Origin of the sequence: Streptomyces parvus (assembly GCF_032121415.1) — a bacterium.
GTDB classification, from domain to species: Bacteria; Actinomycetota; Actinomycetes; order Streptomycetales; family Streptomycetaceae; genus Streptomyces; species Streptomyces globisporus_A.
In genome coordinates this window covers 1,584,851-1,610,607 of record NZ_CP135079.1, presented here as the reverse complement: position 1 = coordinate 1,610,607, position 25,757 = coordinate 1,584,851, and the positions used below count along the sequence as shown (strand labels likewise).

At 69.9% G+C, this 25,757-nt stretch carries 23 protein-coding genes; 16 read left to right on the top strand and 7 right to left on the bottom strand.

Annotation, left to right across the window (positions count from 1 at the left end; genetic code table 11):
- Positions 1-9: 9 nt before the first annotated feature.
- Complete coding sequence (locus tag RNL97_RS08375; RefSeq protein ID WP_030583635.1) at positions 10-672, bottom strand: class I SAM-dependent methyltransferase; 663 nt, start codon at positions 670-672, stop codon at positions 10-12.
- A 128-nt stretch (positions 673-800) separates the two neighbouring features.
- Complete coding sequence (locus RNL97_RS08370) at positions 801-1,400, bottom strand: DUF3043 domain-containing protein (RefSeq protein ID WP_030583632.1); 600 nt, start codon at positions 1,398-1,400, stop codon at positions 801-803.
- 319 nt (positions 1,401-1,719) lie between these two features.
- Between RNL97_RS08370 and RNL97_RS08365 the strand changes: the two genes are divergently transcribed.
- The 5 genes from RNL97_RS08365 to RNL97_RS08345 all read left to right on the top strand — a co-directional run bounded on the left by RNL97_RS08365 (position 1,720) and on the right by RNL97_RS08345 (position 8,342).
- A complete protein-coding gene (locus tag RNL97_RS08365) occupies positions 1,720-2,505 on the top strand; it encodes a PspA/IM30 family protein (RefSeq protein WP_030583629.1) in 786 nt (261 codons plus the stop codon).
- A gap of 10 nt (positions 2,506-2,515) precedes the next feature.
- Positions 2,516-2,794: a PspA-associated protein PspAA gene (gene pspAA, locus RNL97_RS08360; protein ID WP_030583626.1), complete on the top strand. Its 279-nt coding sequence runs from the start codon at positions 2,516-2,518 to the stop codon at positions 2,792-2,794.
- Positions 2,795-2,969: 175 nt separating this feature from the next.
- Positions 2,970-4,277 (top strand): sensor histidine kinase, encoded by a 1,308-nt coding sequence (locus tag RNL97_RS08355; protein WP_030583622.1) that lies wholly within the window; start codon positions 2,970-2,972, stop codon positions 4,275-4,277.
- Positions 4,274-5,002 (top strand): response regulator, encoded by a 729-nt coding sequence (locus tag RNL97_RS08350; RefSeq protein ID WP_030583619.1) that lies wholly within the window; start codon positions 4,274-4,276, stop codon positions 5,000-5,002. The genes RNL97_RS08355 and RNL97_RS08350 overlap by 4 nt, the downstream gene beginning before the upstream one ends.
- A 184-nt stretch (positions 5,003-5,186) precedes the next feature.
- A complete protein-coding gene (locus RNL97_RS08345) occupies positions 5,187-8,342 on the top strand; it encodes an efflux RND transporter permease subunit (RefSeq protein WP_030583616.1) in 3,156 nt (1,051 codons plus the stop codon).
- 296 nt (positions 8,343-8,638) lie between these two features.
- Here the strand turns inward: RNL97_RS08345 and nadA are convergent, their stop codons facing one another.
- A complete protein-coding gene (gene nadA / locus RNL97_RS08340; protein ID WP_030583615.1) occupies positions 8,639-9,826 on the bottom strand; it encodes a quinolinate synthase NadA in 1,188 nt (395 codons plus the stop codon).
- A 243-nt stretch (positions 9,827-10,069) separates the two neighbouring features.
- Here nadA and RNL97_RS08335 point away from each other — a divergent pair, with 243 nt between their 5' ends.
- Positions 10,070-10,426: an iron-sulfur cluster assembly accessory protein gene (locus tag RNL97_RS08335; protein ID WP_006123927.1), complete on the top strand. Its 357-nt coding sequence runs from the start codon at positions 10,070-10,072 to the stop codon at positions 10,424-10,426.
- A 102-nt stretch (positions 10,427-10,528) separates the two neighbouring features.
- On the opposite strand, the gene RNL97_RS08330 is transcribed toward RNL97_RS08335, so the two are convergent.
- Together RNL97_RS08330 and RNL97_RS08325 are read right to left on the bottom strand one after the other, a co-directional pair.
- Positions 10,529-11,971 carry a hypothetical protein gene (locus RNL97_RS08330; protein ID WP_313750530.1) on the bottom strand — a complete coding sequence of 481 codons (1,443 nt, stop codon included), beginning with the start codon at positions 11,969-11,971 and terminating at the stop codon, positions 10,529-10,531.
- A 196-nt stretch (positions 11,972-12,167) separates the two neighbouring features.
- Entirely contained in the window at positions 12,168-12,365 is a 198-nt protein-coding gene (locus tag RNL97_RS08325) for a hypothetical protein (protein WP_030583606.1), read from the bottom strand.
- A 156-nt stretch (positions 12,366-12,521) separates the two neighbouring features.
- Between RNL97_RS08325 and RNL97_RS08320 the strand changes: the two genes are divergently transcribed.
- Entirely contained in the window at positions 12,522-13,496 is a 975-nt protein-coding gene (locus RNL97_RS08320) for a carbohydrate kinase family protein (protein ID WP_030583603.1), read from the top strand.
- Here RNL97_RS08320 and RNL97_RS08315 read toward each other — a convergent pair whose 3' ends face one another.
- Positions 13,497-14,879, bottom strand: a complete 1,383-nt coding sequence (locus RNL97_RS08315; protein WP_313750529.1) for a cysteine desulfurase/sulfurtransferase TusA family protein — start codon at positions 14,877-14,879, stop codon at positions 13,497-13,499.
- Between the two features lie 273 nt (positions 14,880-15,152).
- Here RNL97_RS08315 and ctaC point away from each other — a divergent pair, with 273 nt between their 5' ends.
- From ctaC to RNL97_RS08295, 4 genes are all read left to right on the top strand, one after another.
- Positions 15,153-16,121: an aa3-type cytochrome oxidase subunit II gene (gene ctaC, locus RNL97_RS08310; protein ID WP_006123921.1), complete on the top strand. Its 969-nt coding sequence runs from the start codon at positions 15,153-15,155 to the stop codon at positions 16,119-16,121.
- Entirely contained in the window at positions 16,118-17,854 is a 1,737-nt protein-coding gene (ctaD, locus tag RNL97_RS08305) for an aa3-type cytochrome oxidase subunit I (protein ID WP_243313825.1), read from the top strand. Before ctaC ends, ctaD begins: the two co-directional genes overlap by 4 nt.
- On the top strand, positions 17,851-18,249 hold the full coding sequence (locus RNL97_RS08300; protein WP_030583595.1) for a cytochrome c oxidase subunit 4: 399 nt from the start codon (positions 17,851-17,853) through the stop codon (positions 18,247-18,249). The genes ctaD and RNL97_RS08300 overlap by 4 nt, the downstream gene beginning before the upstream one ends.
- A gap of 141 nt (positions 18,250-18,390) precedes the next feature.
- Positions 18,391-19,644 (top strand): L,D-transpeptidase, encoded by a 1,254-nt coding sequence (locus RNL97_RS08295; protein WP_030583592.1) that lies wholly within the window; start codon positions 18,391-18,393, stop codon positions 19,642-19,644.
- 79 nt (positions 19,645-19,723) lie between these two features.
- Here RNL97_RS08295 and RNL97_RS08290 read toward each other — a convergent pair whose 3' ends face one another.
- Entirely contained in the window at positions 19,724-20,125 is a 402-nt protein-coding gene (locus RNL97_RS08290; protein WP_030583589.1) for a DNA-binding transcriptional response regulator, read from the bottom strand.
- A 199-nt stretch (positions 20,126-20,324) separates the two neighbouring features.
- On the opposite strand from RNL97_RS08290, the gene ctaE reads away from it, so the two are divergent.
- The 5 genes from ctaE to trpD all read left to right on the top strand — a co-directional run bounded on the left by ctaE (position 20,325) and on the right by trpD (position 25,694).
- Entirely contained in the window at positions 20,325-20,945 is a 621-nt protein-coding gene (ctaE, locus tag RNL97_RS08285) for an aa3-type cytochrome oxidase subunit III (protein WP_003969635.1), read from the top strand.
- Between the two features lie 56 nt (positions 20,946-21,001).
- Entirely contained in the window at positions 21,002-21,811 is an 810-nt protein-coding gene (gene qcrC, locus RNL97_RS08280) for a cytochrome bc1 complex diheme cytochrome c subunit (protein ID WP_010057811.1), read from the top strand.
- Complete coding sequence (gene qcrA, locus RNL97_RS08275) at positions 21,808-22,860, top strand: cytochrome bc1 complex Rieske iron-sulfur subunit (protein ID WP_030583585.1); 1,053 nt, start codon at positions 21,808-21,810, stop codon at positions 22,858-22,860. The genes qcrC and qcrA overlap by 4 nt, the downstream gene beginning before the upstream one ends.
- The gene (gene qcrB / locus RNL97_RS08270; RefSeq protein WP_030583582.1) at positions 22,857-24,506 is read left to right on the top strand and encodes a cytochrome bc1 complex cytochrome b subunit; all 1,650 of its coding nucleotides are present in this window, start codon (positions 22,857-22,859) and stop codon (positions 24,504-24,506) included. Before qcrA ends, qcrB begins: the two co-directional genes overlap by 4 nt.
- Positions 24,507-24,629: 123 nt before the next feature.
- Entirely contained in the window at positions 24,630-25,694 is a 1,065-nt protein-coding gene (gene trpD / locus RNL97_RS08265; RefSeq protein WP_030583579.1) for an anthranilate phosphoribosyltransferase, read from the top strand.
- The last annotated feature ends 63 nt before the right edge of the window (positions 25,695-25,757 follow it).

Sequence of the window (25,757 nt, the reverse complement as noted above, 5' to 3'; positions counted from 1 at the left end):
ACGAGAGGCCTACCCGCGCACCCCGCACAGATGCAGCAGCGCCGCCACACCCCGGTACGGGTCGGTCCGCCCGGCCCGGTCCTCCAGGGTCAGGACCCGCTCCAGCTCCTCGGCCGGCAGCTCCACGTCGTTGCCGACGTTGTCCGTGAAGACCCGCACCCCGTACCAGGCGTGCAGCGGCGCGGCGATTCCGGCGAGCGTGGCCCGCAGGGCGTCGAGCCGGTCGGCCCGCACGCTGAGGCCGAGGCGGTTGGTGTACGCCGCGGTGTCGAAGGCGGCCAGGGCCGCACCGAAGTCACCGGCGAGCCCCGGGCGCATCGCGAGCGCGTCCGCGTTCCGCACGAGCAGGGAGAGCAGACCGCCGGGCGCCAGCATCCGGGCGAGCCCGGCCAGCATCGGGTCCGGCTCCTCGACGTACATCAGGACGCCGTGGCACAGCACCACGTCGAAGCTGCCCGGCAGGAAGTGCACGCCGGTGTCCCGGCCGTCGCCCTCGATGAGCCGGACCCGCTCCCGGATGCCCTCGGGCTCGCCCGCCAGGGCCGCCCGGGCCGAGGCCAGCATCTCCGCGTCCGACTCCAGACCGGTCACCGAATGACCGGCCCGCGCGAGGCGCAGCGCCTGGGTGCCCTGGCCCATGCCGACGTCCAGGACACGCAGCCGACGGCCCACCGGGAACCGTCCGGCTATCTGTTCGTCCAGCTGCCGGGCGACCAGTTCCTGGCGGACCGTGTTGCGTACGCCGCCGAGACCCGCCAGCCACGCCGAGGAGACCGCGGTGAAGCCGGAGGCCTCCGTGCTCAGGGCCGCTCTCCGCGCTTGACCTGCGGCTTCGGCAACCGCAGTCGGCGCATCTGGAGCGTGCGCATCAGGCCGTACGCCACGGCTCCGCGCTTCGGGGTGTCCGGGAAGCGCTCACGGAGCTGCTTCTTCAGGCGGATCGACAGACCGATCGAGTCGATCACGATCAGGATGATCACACCGAGCCACAGCAGCAGCGAGATGCTCTGGATGTTCTGCACCTGGATCACGCTGAGGACCAGGATGATCACGGCGAGCGGCAGGAACCACTCGGCGATGCAGAAGCGCGAGTCCACGTAGTCACGGACGAAGCGGCGGACCGGGCCCTTGTCGCGGACCGGGAGATACCGCTCGTCGCCCGACGCGAGCGCCTCACGCTGCCGGGCCAGGTCGGCGCGGCGCGCTTCGCGCTGGCGCTTCATGGCCGCCTTGCGGTCGGCGGGCGCCGCGGACGCGGCACGACGCCGCTGCGTCTGGGCCTCGCTGCGCTTGGGGGTGGGGCGACCCTTGGGAGCCTGCGGGTCGCGGGGCTGCTGGGAGAGGTCCGCCGTCACCTTGTCGGTGGGGGCCTTCTCTGTCTTGGCACGGCTACGGAACACAAAACCCAAGGGTACGGGGTCGCCGCGCGGGCCCGGCGACCCGGGCGGGCACGATCCGGCAACGGAGGGGGTGCCCACAAGGGCCCCGACCGGCCGATACAGGCGTTTACCGGCTGTTCCGCAGACCGTCACGGGACGGTCCCGGGGCCTCACCTACACCCTGGGCGGGAGCGTGGGCCGGGTGCAGTCGTCCTTGGGGAGGAGCACATCGGTGCCCGAACAGTGCGGTAATAGAGGCAGGGCCCGTACTGTGGGTTCTATCGGGAGTGCTGGAGCTCAGTCCGTCAGAAGGGGGCGCGCGAAGCCCATGAGCGGTGTCATGAAGCGTATGGGGATGATCTTCCGCGCGAAGGCAAACAAGGCCCTTGACCGGGCCGAGGATCCGCGCGAGACCCTCGACTACTCGTACCAGAAGCAGCTGGAGCTGCTTCAGAAGGTGCGTCGCGGCGTCGCCGACGTGGCGACGTCCCGCAAGCGCCTGGAGCTGCAGCTGAACCAGCTGCAGGGCCAGTCGTCCAAGCTGGAGGACCAGGGCCGCAAGGCGCTGGCGCTGGGCCGCGAGGACCTGGCGCGCGAGGCGCTCTCACGGCGCGCCGCCCTCCAGCAGCAGGTCACCGACCTGGAGACGCAGCACACCACGCTGCAGGGCGAGGAGGAGAAGCTCACCCTCGCGGCGCAGCGCCTGCAGGCCAAGGTCGACGCCTTCCGCACGAAGAAGGAGACCATCAAGGCCACCTACACGGCGGCCCAGGCCCAGACCCGGATCGGTGAGGCCTTCTCCGGCATCTCCGAGGAGATGGGCGACGTCGGCCTCGCGATCCAGCGGGCCGAGGACAAGACGCAGCAGCTCCAGGCGCGGGCCGGCGCCATCGACGAACTGCTCGCCTCCGGTGCCCTGGACGACCCGACCGGCACGGCGAAGGACGACATCGCCGCCGAGCTGGACCGGATCTCCGGCGGCAGCGACGTGGAGCTGGAGCTGCAGCGCATGAAGGCCGAGCTGGCCGGCGGCCCCTCGTCCTCGCAGCAGGCCATCGAGGGCGGCTCCCAGGACGGTTCCCAGCAGTCGCAGCAGTCGTCCCCGCACAAGTTCGACAAGCAGTAAGGGCAGCGTCATGATCGTACGGATCATGGGGGAGGGCCAGGTCAAGCTGGCCGACAGTCACATCGTCGAGCTGAACGAACTCGACGACGTCCTGCTCAAGGAGATGGAGAGCGGCGACGGCCCCGGTTTTCGCACCACCCTCCACGCGCTCCTGGACAAGGTGCGCGAGCTCGGCACTCCGCTGCCGGACGACTCCCTGGAACCGTCCGAGCTGATCCTGCCGGCGCCCGACGCCACCCTCGAAGAGGTCCGCGCCATGCTCAGCGACGACGGACTCATCCCCAACTGATCCACGGGCCCGCCCACCAGCACCCAGCACCGCCTGCCCCGCGTCCGGTCCGCCGGCCGCGGGGCAGCGGTGCTTCCGGGCCGGGCCGGTCCCGGCCGGTCTCCCCGCCGTCCCGGCCGGCTCTTGTCGGGGAAGGCCCACGCCGCGGAGGACCGGCCGCGTACCGTTGCTGGACGTGACCACCTTCTCGTCCGGCTTCGCGCGCGCCCGCCGCTGGCTCCGGGAACATCCGCTCGCTCTCGACGCGTCCCTGGCGTTCTGCACCCTCGTCGCGATGATCTGCAGCTCGTTCACCGATCCGGGCGACGGCCACGGGCCGCCCGCCTTCGGGGTCCGTACCCCCGAGCTGTTCAGCGTGCTCCTGATGACCCTCACCGCCGCGGCCCTCGTCCTGCGCCGCCGCCGCCCGATGCAGGTCCTCGCCGTGACCGCGGCGCTCGCGGCCGTCGAGTACGTCCTGATGGACCCGCCGGCCCCGGTGGTCATGTCCACCGTCATCGCCCTCTACACCGTAGCCTCGCGCACCGACCGCCCCACCACCTGGCGGGTCGGGCTGCTGACCATGGGAGGGCTCACCGCCGTCGCGATGGTCTTCGGCTCGACCCCCTGGTACAGCCAGGAGAACTTCGGCGTCTTCGCCTGGACCGGTCTCGCCTCCGCCGCCGGGGACGCCGTACGCAGCAGGCGCGCGTTCGTCGATGCCATCCGGGAGCGGGCCGAGCGGGCCGAGCGCACCAGGGAGGAGGAGGCCCGCCGCCGGGTCGCCGAGGAGCGGCTGCGGATCGCCCGGGACCTCCACGACGTCGTCGCCCACCACATCGCCCTGGTCAACGTCCAGGCCGGGGTCGCCGCCCACGTCATGGACAAGCGCCCGGACCAGGCCAAGGAGGCGCTCGCCCACGTCCGCGACGCCAGCCGCTCCGCCCTCAACGAACTCCGGGTCACCGTCGGCCTCCTGCGACAGCAGGGCGACCCCGAGGCGCCCACCGAACCGGCCCCCGGGCTCGCCGTCCTCGGCGAACTGGTCGCCACCTTCCGCAACGCCGGGCTACCCGTCGAGGTGGCCTGCGCCGACCGCGACCGGCTGCCCGCCGCCGTCGACCTCGCCGCCTACCGGGTCATCCAGGAGGCCCTGACCAACGTCCGCAAGCACGCGGGCGCCGGGGCCAGGGCCGAGGTGAGCGTCGTACGGGTGGGCGCCACCGCCGAGGTCACCGTGCTCGACAACGGCCGGGGGAGCGCCTGCCGGCGCCCCGGGACCGCACCGGACGGCGGTGTTCCAGGTGACGGCGACGGGCCCGCCGAGGGCGGCGGCCACGGCCTGATCGGCATGCGGGAACGCGTCACCGCCCTCGGCGGGGCCCTCACCGCTGGGCCTCGGTACGGCGGCGGGTTCCGGGTCCATGCGATCCTTCCGGTCGAGGCCCGCACGGGTGAACCGGAGCGGCCGGGCACAGCGGGCGGGACGGGGCTCCGCCGATGACCCAGCCGATTCCGGCAACCACGCCCGACGCGCGGGAAACGCCGATCAGGGTGCTGCTCGCCGACGACCAGGCGCTGCTGCGCAGCGCGTTCCGGGTGCTGGTGGACTCCGAGCCGGACATGGAGGTGGTCGGCGAGGCCGCCGACGGGTCCCAGGCCGTCGAACTGGCCCGCGCCACGGGCGCCGACGTGGTGCTCATGGACATCCGGATGCCGGGCACCGACGGGCTCGCCGCCACCCGCATGATCAGCGCCGACCCTGAGCTGTCCGCGGTGCGGGTGGTCATGCTCACCACCTTCGAGGTCGACGAGTACGTGGTCCAGTCGCTGCGCGCCGGGGCCTCCGGCTTCCTCGGCAAGGGCGCGGAGCCGGACGAACTCCTCAACGCCATCCGGATCGCCGCGGCCGGCGAGGCGCTGCTCTCCCCGGCGGCGACCAAGGGGCTCATCGCCACGTTCCTGGCCCAGGGCGGCAGTGCGCAGGAGGGGCCGGACAGCGCGGAGTACGCGGAGCGGCTGGCGGCGCTCACCGGCCGCGAACGCGAGGTGCTGGTGCAGGTCGCGGGCGGCCACCCCAACGACCGGATCGCCGAGCGGCTGGAGGTCAGCCCGCTCACCGTCAAGACCCATGTGAACCGGGCGATGGCGAAACTGGGCGCCCGGGACCGGGCGCAATTGGTGGTCATCGCCTACGAATCGGGCCTGGTGCGTCCCCGCGCGGAGTGAACCGGAGGCGGCACGGTGTACGGCTGTGTACTCCACCTGCGGTATGCGCGGCATAAGAAAGCAGCCCGGCGGGCGACGTTTCGGCGGCGCGGAGCGGAGATCGTAGGACTGGGCTGGAGGGGTGGTCCCCGATGTGTCCCCTCCCCGCCCTCTGCCGCGTACGCCACAGAAGAGAGACCCACCCATGTCCTGGCTGTCCAGATTCAGCCTCGCGCAAAGGGCCCTGATCGGGCTGATCTCGATCGTCGCGCTGGTCTTCGGCGCGATAGCGATCCCGCAGCTCAAGCAGCAGCTGCTGCCGACCATCGAACTGCCGATGGTCTCGGTGCTGGCGCCCTACCAGGGTGCGTCTCCCGATGTGGTCGAGAAGCAGGTCGTCGAGCCGCTGGAGAACTCCCTCAAGGCCGTCGACGGCGTCGAGTCCATCACCTCCACCGCCAGCGAGGGCAACGCCATCATCATGGCGACCTTCGACTTCGGCGACGAGGGCACCAAGCAACTCGTCGCGGACATCCAGCAGGCGGTGAACCGGGCCCGCGCCCAGCTGCCCGCCGATGTCGACCCGCAGGTCATCGCCGGTTCCACGGACGACATCCCGACCGTGGTCCTCGCCGTCACCTCCGACAAGGACCAGCAGACGCTGGCCGACCAGCTCGACCGCACGGTCGTCCCGGCCCTCCAGGACATCGACGGCGTCGGCCAGGTCACCGTGGACGGCGTGCGGGACCTCCAGGTCTCCGTCGTCCCCGACGACAGGAAGCTCGCCGCGGCCGGTCTGAACGCGGGCACGCTCGCCCAGGCCCTCCAGTCGGGCGGCGCCACCGTGCCGGCCGGTTCCTTCTCCGAGTCCGGCAAGAGCCGCACCATCCAGGTCGGCGGCCCCTACACCTCCCTGAAGCAGATCGAGGACCTCCAGGTCGTCGCCAAGGACCCGGCGGGCGCCGCGGGCGAGCCGGCCGGGCCGGTGCGCCTCGGTGACGTGGCTGAGGTGAGGCAGGAGCCGTCCACGGCGGTCTCCATCACCCGCACCAACGGCAAGCCGAGCCTCGCCGTGATGGCGACGATGGACAAGGACGGCAGCGCCGTCGCCATCTCGGACGCCGTCGAGGACAAGCTGCCCGACCTGCGCAAGGACCTCGGCGCCGGCGCCGAGCTGACCGTCGTCTCCGACCAGGGCCCCGCGGTCTCGAAGTCGATCTCGGGTCTGACCACGGAGGGCGCGCTCGGCCTGGTCTTCGCGGTCATCGTGATCCTGGTCTTCCTCGCCTCGATCCGCTCGACGCTGGTCACCGCGGTCTCCATCCCGCTCTCGATCGTCCTCGCGCTGATCGTGCTCTGGACCCGCGACCTGTCGCTCAACATGCTCACCCTCGGCGCGCTCACCATCGCCATCGGCCGGGTCGTCGACGACTCGATCGTGGTCCTGGAGAACATCAAGCGCCATCTCGGCTACGGCGAGGAGCGCCACGCGGCGATCGTCAACGCCGTCAAGGAGGTCGCCGGAGCGGTCACCTCCGCGACCCTCACGACCGTGGCGGTCTTCCTGCCCATCGGCCTGGTCGGCGGCATGGTCGGCCAGCTCTTCGGCTCGTTCTCGCTGACCATCACCGCGGCGCTGCTGGCCTCCCTGGTCGTCTCGCTCACCGTGGTGCCGGTCCTGTCGTACTGGTTCCTCCGCGCACCCAAGGGCACCCCCGAGGACGCCGCGGAGGCCCGGCGCCTGGCCGAGGAGAGGGAAGCGGCCAGCAGGCTCCAGCGGATCTACGTCCCGGTCCTGCGCTTCGCGACCCGCCGCCGGATCACCAGCCTCGTCATCGCCGTCGCCGTGCTCCTCGGCACCTTCGGCATGGTCCCGCTGCTGAAGACGAACTTCTTCGACGCCGGCGAGCAGGAGGTCCTGACCGTCAAGCAGGAACTCGCCCCCGGCACCAGCCTGGAAGCCGCCGACCAGGCCGCCCGCAAGGTCGAGAAGGTCCTGACCGAGGACAAGGGGGTCAAGGACTACCAGGTCACCGTCGGCTCCTCCGGCTTCATGGCCGCCTTCGGCGGCGGCACCGGCTCCAACCAGGCCTCCTACCAGGTCACCCTGAAGGACGCCGCGGACTACGAGGACGCCCAGGACCGCATCGACGAGGCCCTCGGCAAGCTCGACGGCATCGGCGACACCACCATCGCCGCGGGCGACGGCTTCGGCTCCCAGGACCTGAGCGTCGTGGTCAAGGCCGCCGACGCCGACATCCTGAAGAAGGCGTCCGAGGCGGTCCGTGACGAGGTCGCCACCATCAAGGACGTCACCGACGTCCAGAGCGACCTGGCGCAGAGCGTCCCGCGCATCTCGGTCACCGCCAACGACAAGGCGGCCGCCGCCGGATTCGACTCCGCCGCCCTCGGCGGAATCGTCGCCGGAGCCGTCCGCGGTACGCCCGCCGGCTCCGCGACGCTCGACGACACCGAGCGCGACATCGTCATCCGGTCCGCCGAGCCCGCCGCCACCGTGGCCGAGCTGAAGGCCCTGCCGCTCGGCCCGGTCAAGCTCGGCGACATCGCCGACGTGAAGGTCGTCCCCGGCCCGGTCTCGATGACCCGGATCGACGGACAGCGCTCCGCGACGGTCACCGCCAAGCCCGTCGGCGACAACACCGGCGCGGTCAGCACCGATCTCGCCACGAAGATCGACGCTCTGGACCTGCCGGAAGGCGCCACCGCCACCATCGGCGGCGTCACCGAGGACCAGAACGAAGCGTTCATGCAGCTCGGCCTCGCCATGCTGGCGGCCATCGCGATCGTCTTCATGCTGCTGGTGGCCACGTTCCGGTCGCTCGTCCAGCCGCTGATCCTGCTGGTCTCCGTGCCGTTCGCGGCGACCGGCGCGCTGGCCCTCCTGCTCATCACGGGCACACCGCTGGGCGTCCCCGCGATGATCGGCATGCTGATGCTCATCGGCATCGTGGTCACCAACGCGATCGTGCTGATCGACCTGATCAACCAGTACCGGGCCCAGGGTCTCGGGATCATGGAGGCGGTCATCGAAGGCGGCCGCCACCGCTTCCGCCCGATCATCATGACGGCGCTCGCGACCATCTTCGCCCTGCTCCCGATGGCGCTCGGCGTCACCGGCGAGGGCGGCTTCATCTCGCAGCCGCTGGGCGTCGTGGTGATCGGCGGTCTGATCAGCTCCACGCTGCTGACCCTGCTGCTCGTGCCGACGCTGTACGCGATGGTCGAGCTGCGCAAGGAGCGCCGCGCCAAGAAGAAGGCCGCCAAGCGCGCGGCCAAGGCCGGCGCCCCGGACCAGCCGAAGCCGGAGGAGGCCCGCGAGGCCGAGCCCGCGCAGGCCTGACCCGCAGGCGGAACCCCAAGGCAGGGACCCGGCCCACGCACCCGCGTGGGCCGGGTCCCTGCCGCGTACGGCGGCTCTCAGGGGGACCCGGGGGGCTCCCGGCGGCCCGGCGGGGTCCCGCTCGGCCTCGCTCCGCCGGTCCCGTACGTCGTGCTCCGCCCGCGCCGACGCCTCGGCCGTCTCGTCGCCCGCACCCGACGACCGGAGGCGCGTCCCGGTCATGGCTCCCGGGCACGCGAAAGCCCCGGTACGCCGGCCTGCGGCATACCGGGGCTCCCGGCGGGGAACGGCGTCCGTTACGGCAGCGCCAGCATCCGCTCCAGGGCGAGCTTGGCGTACTTCTCCGTCTCCGGGTCGACCTCGATCCGGTTGACCAGCTTGCCGTCGGCCAGGGACTCCAGGGTCCAGACCAGGTGCGGCAGGTCGATGCGGTTCATCGTCGAGCAGAAGCAGACCGTCTTGTCGAGGAAGACGATCTCCTTGTCCTCGTCGGCGAAACGGTTCGCCAGGCGGCGTACCAGATTCAGCTCCGTACCGATGGCCCACTTCGAGCCGCGCGGGGCCGCCTCCAGGGCCTTGATGATGTACTCCGTCGAGCCCACGTAGTCCGCGGCGGCGACGACCTCGTGCTTGCACTCCGGGTGGACCAGCACGTTGACCCCGGGGATCCGGGCCCGGACGTCCTCGACCGACTCGACCGAGAAGCGGCCGTGGACCGAGCAGTGGCCGCGCCACAGGATCATCTTCGCGTCCCGCAGCTGCTCGGCGGTGAGGCCGCCGTTCGGCTTGTGGGGGTTGTAGACGACGCAGTCGTCAAGGCCCATCCCCATGTCCCGCACGGCCGTGTTGCGGCCCAGGTGCTGGTCGGGGAGGAAGAGGATCTTCTCGCCCTGCTCGAAGGCCCACTCCAGGGCCCGTTTCGCGTTCGAGGACGTGCAGATCGTGCCGCCGTGCCTGCCGGTGAAGGCCTTGATGTCGGCGGAGGAGTTCATGTACGAGACGGGCACCACCTGGTCGGCGACCCCGGCCTCCGTCAGCACGTCCCAGCACTCGGCGACCTGCTCGGCGGTGGCCATGTCGGCCATCGAGCAGCCGGCCGCCAGGTCGGGCAGCACGACCGCCTGGGCGTCGGTGGTCAGGATGTCCGCGGACTCGGCCATGAAGTGCACACCGCAGAAGACGATGTACTCCGCCTCCGGGCGCGCGGCGGCGTCGCGGGCCAGCTTGAACGAGTCACCGGTGACGTCCGCGAACTGGATGACCTCGTCGCGCTGGTAGTGGTGGCCGAGGACGAACACCTTGTCCCCGAGCTTCTCCTTCGCGGCACGGGCGCGCTCCACCAGGTCCGGGTCGGACGGGGAGGGGAGGTCACCGGGGCATTCGACGCCGCGCTCGCTCCTCGGGTCGGCCTCGCGGCCGAGCAGCAGCAGCGCGAGGGGTGTGGGAGTTACGTCCAGGGGCTGGGCCGTGGTCACGTCACGCACCCTTTCTTCTCTGCGTTCTGCTCTGCGGCTTCGGCGAACGCGCCTTTTCGTCTATTTGACGCTATCTATCATAGCCGCTTCGTGTCACTTTGACGATGCCGATAGCGTCGATGTGACGCATCCCCCGGGCGAGCGGGTGTGCGAGCATGAAAAGGAACAGACACGCGCTTGGCCCGGAATGATTCCGGGGCTGAGACGGTTGAACCGTCGGCAAGCAGTCCGTACAACCCGGGAGAGAAGCAGATGTCCGTATCGGACGAGACCACCACCGTGAGCGACGGCATCCTCCTGTCCGACGCCGCCGCAGCCAAGGTCAAGGCTCTGCTGGAGCAGGAAGGCCGCGAGGACCTGGCGCTGCGCGTCGCCGTTCAGCCCGGCGGTTGCTCGGGCCTGCGCTACCAGCTCTTCTTCGACGAGCGCTCGCTCGACGGTGACGTGGTGAAGGACTTCGACGGTGTCAAGGTCGTCACCGACCGGATGAGCGCCCCGTACCTGGGCGGCGCCTCCATCGACTTCGTCGACACCATCGAGAAGCAGGGCTTCACGATCGACAACCCCAACGCCACCGGCTCCTGCGCCTGCGGCGACTCGTTCAGCTAAGCGCTGCGAGCGGCAAGCACACGGCATACGGAGGCGGCCCCGGGAATCCCTTCCCGGGGCCGCCTCCGTGCGTACGTGGTGTGTGCCGCGCGAACGTCCGCGTCAGCCGCGCGGTACCGCGCCGCCCGATGCCGCGTCGATCACCGTGCGGTCGCCCAGCGGCTTCTCCAGCGTCACCGTCCGGGTCATCTCCTTGGCGATCATGATGCAGGCCTTCTTGCCCTCCTGCGGCTTCTCCGTCACCGTGATCCGCACCTGGCCCGCGCTCTCCTCGGCGTTCGCCGTGTACGTACTGCACACCCCGCCCCAGAAGGTCACCTCAAGGGTCCGCCCGTCCGCACCGTACGAGGTCACCTTCCGGTCCCCGGAGGGCGTCGTGGGCGCATCCGGCTTCTCGATGAACTTCGGGTCCACCGCCACCTGCGTGACCGTGTTCTCCGGACCGCCCGGCGCCTGGCGGACCGTGAAGAGCCAGGACGGCACCAGCGCCTGCCGGCCGTCCACGTAGTTCAGCGCGAGACCGAACACCGCGTCCTCGACCGTCTGCGTCACCGGCGCCCGCTTGCCGTTCGACGGCACGCACTGCGGATCGGCGGGAGGCTTCGGCTCGCCCTCCAGCGGTACGGGGGTGGCGCAGCCGCCGATGTCCCGGCCGCCGTCGCCCTTGCCCCTGCTCGCCTCGTTCAGCTGCTTCAGCGCCTCGTCCGCGCCGACCGCCGGGTAGGTCGCGCCCTTCTCCAGCGCCTTCAGATGCCCGCTGCCGCCGGTCACCGTGCCGTCCGGGCCCACCTGGACCCCGGTCGACCAGCCGTACGTCACAAGCCCGTCGATCTTCGGGTCGGCGTTCACCACGCGGACATCGCCCATGAGCTGGCCCGCGTCGAGCGCAGCGTCGTCCTGGCCGGCCGCCTTGAGTACCGGGGCCGCGGCCGCCTTCGCCGCCTTCTCGCTCACCGGGTCGCCACCGGGCTCCGTGGCGCCGTTCGCGCACATCTTCCCCGGCTCGCAGGGCTCGGACGGGGTGGTGCCGGCGAACGTCCAGGTGCCCGGAGCCTGCTTGGCCACCTTCAGCAGCGCGCCGGGACCGTCGTCGTCCCCGACCACCCACGAGGTGCCCTCGGTGCGCGGCGAGCCCGGAATGCCCAGCGCCTTCGCCAGCCGGGCGACATCGGCCGACGCCACCGTGCCCTTCGCGTGGTGGACGGCCGCCTCGTCCGGACCGTCGGGGAGCTCGCCCGCGGCCCGGTAGATCACGGGCGGGCCGCCCGGGTCCGGTTCACCGGGGGCGATACCGGCGGGTGGGGAGTCCGGGGCCGAGGACGTGCCGCCCGGGCCGTCCGCCGGGGCGTCCAGGGCCAGCAGGGGGGCCGACTTCTTCGCCGCCGTACCGCTCGCGGCCCTGTCGCCGTCGCCCGAGGCGGTCGAGGCCCAGTACGCCCCGCCGCCCCCGGCCAGCAGCACGGCCGCGGCCACCGAGGCCACCGCGAGCGGCGGACGCCGCCGCCGGGGACCGGTCACGTCGTTGTCGGGTCGCTCGGTGCTCACCGGATCGCTCCTTCGACTGCGTTGCCGTCGCGGCGCCTACCGCGTGTCCCCGGACGGGGACACCGGTGGGACGGAGCCGAGGAGCCTGCGGTTCCACCGCCCGGGGGAGCCCCGGACACGAGCACGCCCGATGCGCGCCGGAAGGGGTGCGGAAAGGCCGAAAGGCGACGCGGCCCGGCCGGTCCCCTTTCGCTCCTCAGTCCCCGTACTCGGACATCGCGTCGATCAGCCGCGCCGAGGAGGGCGGGATCGTCACCCCGCTGATCAGGGACGGCTTCACCGGGACCGGGGCGCTCTTCCCCGCCGCCGTCCAGTGCGGCGCCATCCGCGCGCAGTCACCGCGCAGGGCGGCCAGGCTCAATTCCGACTCGGGCAATGCGGTGTGCTTCGACATATCCGCACCGTAACCACGGTCGAGCTCAGGTAGAAAGCCCTACTATCGGGTAGTTTTCCCTTTTCCTGGAGGTCGGGCCACCCGGTAGCGTGAACTGTCACGTCGTCCCGGAGGGCGCACTCACGGCCCTTCGCCTTCCGCAGGAGCAGCCTCCCCGTGCGTATTGCAGTCACCGGCTCGATCGCCACCGACCACCTCATGACCTTCCCCGGCCGCTTCGCCGACCAGCTGGTCGCGGATCAGCTGCACACGGTCTCCCTCTCCTTCCTGGTCGACAACCTCGACGTCCGCCGCGGCGGTGTCGCCGCCAACATCTGCTTCGGCATGGGCCTGCTCGGCACGGAACCGATCCTGGTCGGCGCCGCCGGGGCCGACTTCGACGAGTACCGCGCCTGGCTCGACCGGCACGGCGTCGAGACCGGTTCGGTCCGCATCTCCGAGGTCCTGCACACCGCCCGCTTCGTCTGCACCACCGACGCCGACCACAACCAGATCGGCTCCTTCTACACGGGCGCGATGAGCGAGGCCCGCCTCATCGAGCTCAAGAGCGTCGCCGACCGCGTCGGCGGCCTCGACCTCGTCTCCATCGGCGCCGACGACCCCGAGGCGATGCTCCGCCACACCGAGGAGTGCCGCTCCCGGAACATCCCGTTCGCCGCCGACTTCTCGCAGCAGATCGCGCGGATGGACGGCGAGGAGATCCGCATCCTCCTCGACGGCGCCACCTACCTCTTCTCCAACGAGTACGAGAAGGGGCTCATCGAGTCCAAGACCGGCTGGAGCGACGAGGAGATCCTCTCCAAGGTCGGCCACCGCGTCACCACCCTCGGCGCCCGCGGTGTCCGGATCGAGCGGGCCGGCGAGCCGGTCATCGAGGTCGGCTGTCCCGAGGAGGAGACCAAGGCCGACCCCACCGGCGTCGGCGACGCCTTCCGCGCGGGCTTCCTCTCCGGCCTGGCCTGGGGCGTCGGCCTGGAGCGCGCCGCCCAGGTCGGCTGCATGCTCGCCACCCTGGTCATCGAGACGGTCGGCACCCAGGAGTACACCCTGCGCCGCACCCGCTTCATGGACCGCTTCACCAAGGCGTACGGCCACGAGGCCGCCGCCGAGGTCCAGCAGCACCTGGCGTGATCAGCTGAGCCGGCGGACCACATAGGCCGAACCCCGGTCCGCCGGTTCCTCGCCCACGTACTCCTGACCCCGCATCTCGCACCAGGCCGGGATGTCCAGGCGCGCCGCCTCGTCGTCGGCGAGCACCGTCACCGTGGCGCCCACCGCTACCTCTCCGATCACCTTTGCGAGTTCGATCACCGGGATCGGGCAGCGGCGGCCCAGCGCGTCGACCACCAGCGAGGCGGCGGGCGCGGGGGAGGGGGGCGCGGTCACCGGGGCACCGAGCCGCTCCCGCACCTCCGCGACCACCTCGGGCAGCACCTCGAGGAAGCGGTCCACGTCCGCCCCGGCCGTGCCCGGCGGCAGCGACACTCGGACGTTCCCCTCCGAGAGCACCCCCATCGCCTTCAGCACATGGCTCGGCGTCAGCGTGCTGCTCGTACAGGACGAACCGGACGAAACGGAGAATTCCCTCCGGTCCAGCTCGTGCAGCAGGGTCTCCCCGTCGACATAGAGACAGGAGAAGGTGACCAGATGCGGCAGCCGCCGCACCGGATCACCCACCACCTCCACATCGGGCACCCGCTCGGCCACCACGCTCCGGATCCGGTCCACCAGGTCCCGCAGCCGTACCGCCTCCGCCGCCGCCTCGGCCCTTACCGCGCGCAGCGAGGCCGCCGCCGCCACGATCGCCGGCAGGTTCTCGAACCCCGGCGCCCGCCCCGACTCCCGCTCCCCGGCCGGTCCTCGGGGCGAGAAGCGGGTCCCCTTGCGGACCGCGAGCAGCCCGACCCCGGCCGGCCCGCCCCACTTGTGCGCGCTCGCCGTCAGCAGCGACCAGCCCGCCGGGACCGGCCCCCAGCCGAGCGACTGGGCCGCGTCCACCAGCAGCGGCACCCCGGCCTCAGCGCAGAGCGCGGCGACCTCGGCCACCGGCTGCTCGGTGCCCACCTCGTGGTTGGCCGACTGGAGGCAGGCCAGCGCGGTGTCCGCCCGCAGCGCCCCGCCGAACGCCGCCGGGTCCACCGCCCCGAAGCGGTCCACCGGCACCTCGGTGCACGAACCGCCCGCCGCCTCGTGGGCCGCCGCCGAATGGAGCACCGACGAGTGTTCGACCGCCGAGTGGGCCAGATGGCGGCCGACACGCCGACGCCCCGAAAGGGTCCCGGCAATTCCCGCGTGCACCGCCGTCGTCCCGGACGATGTGAAGACCAGCTCGTCGGGGCGGCACCCGACGGCCTCCGCGGCCGCCTCCCGGGCCGCGTCCAGGAGCAGCCTGGCCCGCCGCCCCTCCCGGTACAGGCGGGCGGGATCGGCCCAGCCCTCGTCGAGCGCGGCAAGCAGCGCCCGGCGTGCGACGGGGTGCAGGGGGGCGGCGGAGGCGGTATCGAAGTAGGGCACCCCGCCACGCTAGCCCGCACCCGGCCCGACCTCGCCGGGGACCGCTCCTGCCGGGCGGGCGAGTGGGCGTCAGATGAGGTCCGGAGGCCCGCATTCCACCCCAAGGGGGTGTCGGGCGGCGCGTTGGGCACCCTCCCCGCGCGACCCCAAATAGCGTCCAGTAGGGTTTGGTCCGCATAAACATCCAAACCCCTGCCCGCGTCAGGGCCGGCGACCGACCAGAGACATACGGGCGCGCCGACCGTGCGGGCGAGACTCTCGGGAAGGCGCTACGTGAGTCCCAACGGCTCCGACCGCTCGTCGCGGCGCCCGATGCGGCGGAAGCTGCCGCAGGTGCTGACTGCGGGCCTGGTCCTGGCGACGGCCTCCGGTTGTTCATACAACTGGGAGGATTTTCCCCGCCTCGGTATGCCCACCCCGGTAACGGAAGAGGCCCCTCGGATCCTCTCCCTCTGGCAAGGCTCGTGGGCGGCAGCGCTCGTCACGGGTGTCCTTGTCTGGGGGCTGATCCTCTGGAGCGTCTTCTTCCACCGGCGTAGCCGGACCAAGGTGGAGGTACCTCCGCAGACCAGGTACAACATGCCCATCGAGGCGTTGTACACAGTGGTTCCCCTCATCATCGTCTCGGTGCTCTTCTACTTCACCGCGCGTGATGAGTCGAAGCTCCTCGAGCTCTCCGACAAGCCGGCCCACACGATCAACGTGGTCGGCTTCCAGTGGAGCTGGGGCTTCAACTACATCGAGAAGGTGGATGGCCAGCCCGCAGCGGGCCCCGAGGTCCCCAAGGAGCTCAACGCCATCCCCGACAAGTTCCAGAAGGACTTCCCCGAGGGCGCCGGCGGCGTCTACGACGTGGGCATCCCCGGGACCCGCAACCCGCAGAACGGCAACCCGGGTCCGACCCTGTGGCTGCCGAAGGGGGAGAAGGTCCGCTTCGTCCTCACCTCGCGTGACGTCATCCACTCCTTCTGGGTGGTGCCGTTCCTCATGAAGCAGGACGTCATCCCGGGCCACACCAACGTGTTCGAGGTGACCCCCAACCGCGAGGGCACCTTCATGGGCAAGTGCGCCGAGCTCTGCGGCGTCGACCACTCCCGGATGCTCTTCAACGTCAAGGTCGTCTCCCCGGAGCGTTACCAGCAGCACCTCAAGGAGCTGGCTGAGAAGGGCCAGACGGGCTACGTGCCGGCAGGGATCGCGCAGACGGACCCGGCCAGGAATGCGGAGAAGAACCAACTGTGAGCATCCTCAACGAACCTCAGGGTGCCGCTCCGGCAGACGACTCGTACGAGGACGAACTGCCCGTGCGGCGCAAGCAGCCGGGAAACATCGTCGTGAAGTGGCTGACCACCACCGACCACAAGACGATCGGTACGCTCTACCTGGTCACCTCGTTCGTGTTCTTCTGCATCGGCGGACTCATGGCGCTCTTCATGCGCGCCGAGCTGGCCCGTCCGGGCACGCAGATCATGTCGAACGAGCAGTTCAACCAGGCGTTCACGATGCACGGCACGATCATGCTGCTGATGTTCGCGACGCCGCTGTTCGCCGGATTCGCCAACTGGATCATGCCGCTGCAGATCGGCGCGCCCGACGTGGCGTTCCCGCGGCTGAACATGTTCGCGTACTGGCTGTACCTCTTCGGCTCGATCATCGCGGTGGCCGGGTTCCTCACCCCGCAGGGTGCGGCCGACTTCGGCTGGTTCGCCTACTCCCCGCTCTCGGACGCGGTCCGTTCGCCGGGCGTCGGCGCCGACATGTGGATCATGGGTCTGGCCTTCTCCGGCTTCGGCACGATCCTCGGCTCGGTCAACTTCATCACCACGATCATCTGCATGCGCGCCCCCGGCATGACGATGTTCCGCATGCCGATCTTCACCTGGAACGTCCTGCTGACCGGTGTTCTGGTCCTGCTGGCCTTCCCGGTCCTGGCCGCCGCGCTCTTCGCGCTGGAGGCCGACCGTAAATTCGGTGCGCATGTCTTCGACGCGGCCAACGGCGGCGCATTGCTCTGGCAACACCTCTTCTGGTTCTTCGGACATCCAGAGGTGTACATCATCGCGTTGCCATTCTTCGGAATCATTTCCGAGGTCATCCCGGTCTTCAGCCGCAAGCCGATGTTCGGCTACATCGGTCTGATCGCCGCGACGATCGCGATCGCCGGCCTTTCCGTGACGGTGTGGGCGCACCACATGTACGTCACCGGCGGTGTGCTGTTGCCGTTCTTCTCCTTCATGACGTTCCTCATCGCCGTACCGACAGGCGTGAAGTTCTTCAACTGGATCGGCACGATGTGGAAGGGGTCGTTGTCCTTCGAGACACCGATGCTCTGGGCCGTCGGCTTCCTGATCACCTTCACCTTCGGTGGTCTGACCGGTGTCATCCTCGCCTCGCCCCCGATGGACTTCCACGTCTCCGACTCGTACTTCGTCGTCGCGCACTTCCACTACGTCATCTTCGGCACCGTGGTCTTCGCGATGTTCTCCGGATTCCACTTCTGGTGGCCGAAGTTCACCGGCAAGATGCTGGACGAGCGGCTCGGCAAGATCACGTTCTGGACGCTGTTCGTGGGCTTCCACGGCACTTTCCTGGTGCAGCACTGGCTCGGTGCCGAGGGCATGCCGCGTCGTTACGCGGACTACCTCGACGCCGACGGCTTCACCGCGCTGAACACGATCTCGACGATCTCCTCGTTCCTGCTCGGCCTGTCGATGCTCCCGTTCTTCTACAACGTCTGGAAGACCGCGAAGTACGGCAAGAAGATCGAGGTCGACGACCCGTGGGGTTACGGCCGCTCGCTGGAGTGGGCGACCTCCTGCCCGCCGCCGCGGCACAACTTCCTCACGCTGCCGCGGATCCGTTCCGAATCCCCGGCGTTCGACCTGCACCACCCGGAGATCACGGCGCTGGAGCAGCTCGGCCATGACTCCGAGTCGGACAAGGCTCTGGCCGGCGGCAAGGAGGCAGGCAAGTGAAGATCCAGGGACAGATGTTCATCTGGCTGAGCGTCTTCATCCTCGGCATGGCCGTCGTGTACGGCGTGTGGTCGAAGGAGCCGGTCGGCACCACGGCGCTCTTCCTGGCCTTCGGCCTGGCCGTCATGATCGGCTTCTACCTGGCCTTCACGGCCAACCGGGTCGACGCGATGGCCCAGGACAACAAGGAAGCCGATGTCGCCGACGAGGCGGGCGAGCTGGGGTTCTTCTCCCCGCACAGCTGGCAGCCGCTCTCCCTGGCGGTCGGCGGAGCCTTCGCCTTCATGGGCGTCGTCTTCGGCTGGTGGCTGCTCTACTTCTCCGCCCCCCTGCTCCTGATCGGCCTCTTCGGCTGGGTCTTCGAGTACTACCGGGGCGAGAACCGCACCCAGTGACACCCCACCCCGTGCCACCGCACCGCCGGTGACACGCGCTACACCAGGAAAGGCCCGCGCCGCCGCAAGCGGCGCGGGCCTTTCGCCCGTTTGCAGTCACTGAACGCGCTGGAACGGAGGAACCTTCCTAGCGTGGAGCGCATGAACCACACGCCACGCATCCGCACCGTAGTGAGCTGCACCCTCCTGGTCGTGACCCTCGCCGCGGGTGCGACCGCATGTGGCTCGCCCGACGGCCACCCGCTCTCGACGAAGCCTTACGACGCGGGCGACCAGGTCTCCTTCAACGGCCCCTCCGACAAGGAGAAGGCCGACCCCGACAAGCCCCTGGAAGTCACCGTCAAGGGTGACGACGGGCGCATCACCGACGTCAGCGCCGTGGACACCGGCGGGCGCCACCTCGCGGGCGAGCTGTCCGCCGACGGCAGGCGCTGGCGCTCCACCGCCCCACTGGCGGCCGGCACCGGATACACCGTCAGGGTCTCCACGGAGAACGGCGACGGCGCCCCAGGCGTCCGTACGCTCTCCTTCGACACCTCCTCGCCCAAGAAGCTGCTGAAGGTCGCTTTCGGCCCGGAGGCGGGCACCTACGGCGTCGGACAGCCCATCACGGCGGAACTCAGCGCTCCGGTCACCGACAAGGCGTCCAGGGCCACCGTCGAGCGTGCCCTGAAGGTCCGCTCCACCCCGGCCACCACCGGCTCCTGGTACTGGGTCGACGACAAGAAGCTGCACTACCGTCCGAAGGAGTACTGGCCGGCGAACGCCACCATCGAGGTGCGCTCCAACCTGGCCGGCATCAAGGTGACCAACGCGCTCTACGGAGCCGAGGCCAAGCCTCTCAAGCTCACCACCGGCGACCGGATCGAGGCCGTCACCGACGCCTCGGACCACTCCATGACGGTGCTCCGCAACGGAGAAGTGATCAATACCATTCCGGTCACCACCGGCAAGCCCGGCTTCTCCACCCGCAACGGGGTCAAGGTGGTGCTCGCCAAGGAGCAGTTCGTACGCATGCGCGGCGAGTCCATCGGCATCGCCGCCGGCTCCTCGGAGTCGTACGACCTGCCGGTCTACTGGGCCACCCGGGTGACCTGGAGCGGCGAGTACGTCCACGCCGCCCCCTGGTCCACCGGCTCCCAGGGCAACGCCAACGTCAGCCACGGCTGCACCGGCATGAGCACGAGCAACGCCGAGTGGTTCTTCGACACCGTGCGCGAGGGCGACATCGTCAAGGTCGTCGGCAGCGAGGGCGAGGACATGGACCCGTTCGGCAACGGGTTCGGCGACTGGAACCTCTCCTGGGAGAAGTGGCAGCAGGGCAGCGCACTCCACGAAGGGGCGCCGGACAGCCCGCAGACGCTCCAGACCGCCCGGCTGCGGCCCCACGTCTGACAACCGGGACCGCCGGGCACCGAGAAGCCCCCACGCCCTCCTACGGGCCGTGGGGGCTTCTGCGGGCCTCAGGCCGCTCTCAGGCCTCCACGGCGAGCCGCTGCCGCAGCAGGGCCGCCAGCGCGTCGGGGAACTCCACCGGGTCCACCGGCAGCGTCACGGCGGACTCCGCACGGCTCCAGGTGGCCAGCCACGCGTCCTGCGGGCGGCCGATCAGCAGGAGGACCGGCGGGCAGTGGAAGATCTCGTCCTTGATCTGGCGGCAGACGCCCATGCCGCCGACGGGAGCCGTCTCCCCGTCCAGCACACAGACGTCGATGCCGCCGCCGTCCAGCGCCTTCAGGACGGCCGGGAGCGTCGCGCACTCCAGGAACTCCACCGGTGGGACGTCCGCGGCAGGCCTGCGACCGGCTGCCAGCCTCACCTGCTCGCGGATGTTGGCGTCGTCGCTGTAGACCAGGACCGTGGCGGTCGCCTGCATTGTTCCTCCGTGACATCGACGTCGTCGGGGCTCTCGGGGCATGAACCGATGCGCGGATCGTACTCCGCCCGACCGGCCGTCAGCACCGGTGATGACGACGATGCGATGGGCCGTTCGGCGCAGGGCGGGGCCCCTGCGGACGGTCCGGACACACCGAACGGCACCCCCCGGGGTGAGGGCGGGATAAGCGACCGACATAATGTCGGTCGTGGCGACAGCAACGACAGTAGAAACCGGGCACGCGCACCCGTCGGTCAATCGGCCGAACCTCACCAGCGTCGGAACCATCATCTGGTTGAGTTCCGAGCTGATGTTCTTCGCGGCCCTCTTCGCGATGTACTTCACCCTGCGATCGGTGATGGGACCCGATTACTGGAAGGAGATGTCCGATCATCTGAACTTCCCGTTCTCGGCGACGAACACCACGATCCTGGTGCTCTCCTCACTCACCTGCCAGCTCGGCGTCTTCGCCGCCGAGCGGGGCGATGTGAAGAAGCTCCGCACCTGGTTCATCATCACGTTCGTGATGGGTGCGATCTTCATCGGCGGCCAGGTCCTGGAGTACACCGAGCTGGTCAAGGACGCGGGGCTCTCCCTCTCGTCCGACCCCTACGGCTCGGTGTTCTACCTGACCACCGGCTTCCACGGTCTGCACGTGACAGGCGGTCTCATCGCCTTCCTGCTGGTCCTCGGCAGAACGTACGCGGCCAAGAGGTTCACCCACGATCAGGCCACCGCCGCCATCGTCGTGTCCTACTACTGGCACTTCGTCGATGTCGTATGGATCGGCCTGTTCGCAACGATCTACATGATCAAGTAACCCGGGCTCGCACCCGCCCACCATCGACGCAGAAGATCCTGACACCGGGGTAATCCGTGAAAAAGCTCTCCGCACGACGACGCCATCCGCTGGCGGCGGTCGTCGTACTACTCCTCGCGCTGGCGGCTACCGGGGGGCTGTACGCCGCGTTTGCGCCTGCGGGCAAGGCGCAGGCCGATGAAACCGCCCAGTCCCTCGCCATCGAAGAGGGCAAGAAGCTCTACTCCGTAGGCTGCGCCAGCTGCCACGGCACCGGCGGTCAGGGCACCACCGACGGGCCGTCCCTCGTGGGCGTGGGCTCCGCCGCCGTCGACTTCCAGGTCGGTACGGGCCGTATGCCCGCGCAGCAGCCGGGCGCCCAGGTACCGAAGAAGAAGGTCATCTACAGCCAGGCTGAGATCGACCAGCTCGCGGCGTACATCGCGTCGCTCGGCGCCGGTCCGGTCACCCCGACCGACAAGCAGGTCGACCCGGCGGGCGCGGACGTCGCCAACGGCGGCGAGCTGTTCCGTACCAACTGCGCCCAGTGCCACAACTTCACCGGTAAGGGCGGAGCCCTGACGGAGGGCAAGTACGCACCGGACCTCGAAGGTGTGAGCCCGAAGCACATCTACGAGGCCATGCAGACCGGCCCGCAGAGCATGCCCTCCTTCCCCGACACGACGATGCCGGAGCAGGAGAAGAAGGACATCATCGCGTACATCGAGTCCGTGAACGGTGACGAGACGGAGAGCCCCGGCGGTCTGGCCCTCGGCGGTCTCGGTCCGGTCAGCGAAGGTCTGTTCGCCTGGATCTTCGGACTCGGCGCGCTCGTCGCAGTCGCCGTTTGGGTCGCGGCCCACACCGCTAAGGCCAAGAAGTCATGAGTAGCCAACAGATTCCAGAAGACAGCCTGCCCGTGGTGCAGGAGACCGCGCACGGCGCGGTCGAGGGTACGGACGACCCGTTCGCCGACCCGGGGCTGCCGGCCCACAAGCCGCGCATCCAGGACCTGGACGAACGCGCCGCGAACCGCTCCGAGCGGGCCGTCGCGCTCATGTTCACCCTCTCGATGCTGGCGACGGTGGGCTTCATCGCCTCCTACGTCATCTTCCCGGTGGACAAGATCGTCTACATCTGGCCGTTCGGCCATGTGAGCGCGCTCAACTTCTCCCTGGGTCTCACCCTGGGCGCGGCGCTCTTCTTCATCGGAGCGGGAGCCGTCCACTGGGCGCGCACCCTGATGTCCGACGTCGAGGTCGCCGCCGACCGGCACCCGATCGAGGCCCCGGCCGAGGTCAAGGCCCAGGTCCTGGCGGACTTCAAGGCCGGTGCCGAGGAGTCCGCGATCGGCCGTCGCAAGCTGATCCGCAACACCATGTTCGGTGCGCTGGCCCTGGTGCCGCTCTCCGGTGTGGTCCTGCTGCGCGACCTCGGTCCGCTGCCGGAGAAGAAGCTCCGCAACACCCTCTGGGCGGAGGGCAAGCAGCTCATCAACATGAACACGATGAAGCCGCTGCGCCCCGAGCACATCACCGTCGGGTCGCTGGCCTTCGCCATGCCCGAGGGGCTCGACCCGGAGTCGCACGACTTCCAGACGCAGATGGGCAAGGCCGCCCTGATGATCGTCCGCATCGAGCCGGACGACATCAAGGACAAGCGCCAGCGTGACTGGGCCCACGAGGGCATCGTCGCGTTCTCCAAGATCTGCACCCACGTCGGCTGCCCGATCAGCCTGTACGAGCAGCAGACGCATCACGTGCTCTGCCCGTGCCACCAGTCCACCTTCGACCTCTCCGACGGCGCTCGCGTCATCTTCGGTCCGGCCGGCCACCCCCTTCCGCAGCTGCGGATCGGTGTCAACAGCGAGGGCAACCTCGAGGCGCTCGGCGACTTCGACGAGCCCGTCGGTGCTGCCTTCTGGGAGCGCGGATGAGTACTGCGACAAAGAACCCCTCCGCCGCCGAACCGGCGAGCGGGCGCAAGGCTCCGGCCGGCGAGCGGGTTGCCGACTGGGCGGACGGCCGGCTGGGCATCTACGGCCTCGCCAAGGCCAACATGCGCAAGATCTTCCCGGACCACTGGTCCTTCATGCTCGGTGAGGTCGCGCTCTACAGCTTCATCATCATCATCCTCACGGGTGTGTATCTGACGCTGTTCTTCCAGCCGAGCATGGGCGAGATCGTCTACCACGGTCCGTACGAGCCCATGCAGGGCATCCGGATGTCCGAGGCCTATGCCTCGACCCTGAAGATCAGCTTCGAGGTCCGCGGTGGTCTGCTTGTGCGGCAGATCCACCACTGGGCCGCGCTGATCTTCCTGGCCGCCATGTTCGTGCACATGATGCGCGTCTTCTTCACGGGCGCCTTCCGCAAGCCGCGCGAGATCAACTGGCTCTTCGGCTTCCTGCTGTTCGTGCTCGGCATGTTCACCGGGTTCACCGGCTACTCCCTCCCGGACGACCTGCTCTCCGGTACGGGTGTCCGCTTCACCCAGGGCGCGATCCTGTCGGTGCCGATCGTCGGTACCTACATCTCGATGTTTTTGTTCGGCGGCGAGTTCCCCGGCCACGACTTCGTGGCCCGGTTCTACTCGATCCACATCCTGCTGCTGCCGGGCATCATGCTCGGCCTGCTGGTGGCCCACCTGATCCTGGTCTTCTACCACAAGCACACGCAGTTCGCGGGTCCCGGCCGGACCAACAAGAACGTCGTCGGCATGCCGCTGCTGCCCGTGTACATGGCGAAGGCCGGAGGGTTCTTCTTCCTCGTCTTCGGCATCATCGCGGTCATCTCGGCCATCGCCACGATCAACCCGATCTGGGCGCTCGGCCCGTACCGGGTCGACCAGGTGTCCACCGGCGCCCAGCCCGACTGGTACATGGGCTTCGCCGAGGGTCTGGTCCGTGTGATGCCGGGCTGGGAGATCAACCTGTGGGGCCACACGCTCGTCCTGGGCGTGTTCATCCCGCTGGTCGCGTTCGGTCTGGTGCTCGGTGTCATCGCGCTCTACCCGTTCATCGAGTCCTGGATCACCGGCGACAAGCGCGAGCACCACATCCTGGACCGCCCGCGCAACGCCCCGACCCGGACCGCGTTCGGCGTCGCCTGGATCACGGCGTACTTCGTCGGCCTCATCGGCGGTGGAAACGACCTGTGGGCCACGCACTTCCACCTGTCGATCAACGCGATCACCTGGTTCGTCCGGATCTTCTTCTTCGCCGGACCGGTCATCGCGTTCATCGTCACCAAGCGGATCTGCCTCGGCCTCCAGCGCCGCGACAAGGAGAAGGTGCTGCACGGTCGCGAGAGCGGCATCATCAAGCGCCTGCCGCACGGTGAGTTCGTGGAGATCCACGAGCCGCTCAGCCAGGAGCAGCTGCACACGCTCACGGCGCACGAGCAGTACAAGCCGCTCGAACTCGGCCCCGCGGTCGACGAGAACGGCGTCAAGCGCAAGATCTCCCCGGTGCAGAAGCTGCGCGCCAAGCTCAGCAAGGGGTACTACGCCGACGGGAACCAGATCCCCAAGGCGACCGCCGAGGAGTACAAGGAGATCAGCGAGGGCCACGGCCACCACTGATCACCTGAACTGATCGCCACCGTGAGGGCCCCGTCCATTCGATGGACGGGGCCCTTCGCGGTCCCCGGGGCTGGATAGGGTGGAGCCGACTCTTCTGACCGGCTGTGGACCCTGGAGCGGACCATGAACGTGGTGACCCCGAGCGGCGGCGACGGCGTGGCGGACCGTTCCTGGCCCGGCCTTCTCAACCCCCTGCTGCGCGGCGAGAACCTCAGCGCCGAGGAGACCGCCTGGGCCATGGACCGCATCATGAGCGGCGAGGCCACCGACGCGCAGATCGCCGGGTTCGCCGTGGCGCTGCGGGCCAAGGGTGAGACCGTCGACGAGGTCACCGGCCTGGTCCGCGCCATGTACGCCCACGCCAACACCATCGAGGTGCCCGGCCGCACCGTCGACATCGTCGGCACCGGCGGCGACCTGGCCAAGACCGTCAACATCTCCACCATGTCCGCGATCGTCATCGCCGGCACCGGTGCCAAGGTCGTCAAGCACGGCAACCGGGCCGCGTCCTCCGCGAGCGGCTCCTCCGACGTCCTGGAGAAGCTCGGCGTCAACCTGGAGCTGACCCCGCGCCGGGTGGTCGAGGTGGCCGAGCAGGCGGGCATCACCTTCTGCTTCGCCGTGAAGTTCCACCCCGCCCTGCGGTACGCCGCCAAGGCCCGCAAGGAGCTCGGCGCGCAGACCACGTTCAACATCCTGGGCCCCCTCACCAACCCGGCCCAGGTGCGCTCCCAGGCCGTCGGGGTCGCCGACGCCCGGATGGCGCCCATCGTCGCGGGCGTGCTGGCCGACCGGGGCAACTCCGCCCTCGTCTTCCGCGGCGACGACGGGCTCGACGAGCTGACCACCACCGCCACCTCCCGGGTCTGGGTGGTGCGCGACGGCGCGGTCCGCGAGGAGGCGTTCGACCCGCGCGACGTAGGGCTGCCCATCGTCCCGGTCGAGGCGCTGCGCGGCGCCGACGCCTCGTACAACGCCGATGTGGCCCGCCGCCTGCTGGACGGCGAGAGGGGCGCGGTACGGGAAGCGGTGCTGCTCAACTCGGCGGCGGCGCTGGTCGCCCTGGACCCCGGCCCCGGCACGCTGACCGAGCAGCTCGCGGCGAGGATCGCGGTGGCGGCCGAGTCCATCGACTCCGGGGCGGCCAAGCGGGCCCTGGAGCGCTGGGTGGCGGCCAGCAACGCCTGAGTCCAGTCCGCGGCGCACACGTGTGACCCAGGGCGCAGTCCGGATGCCGGACTGCGCCCTTGC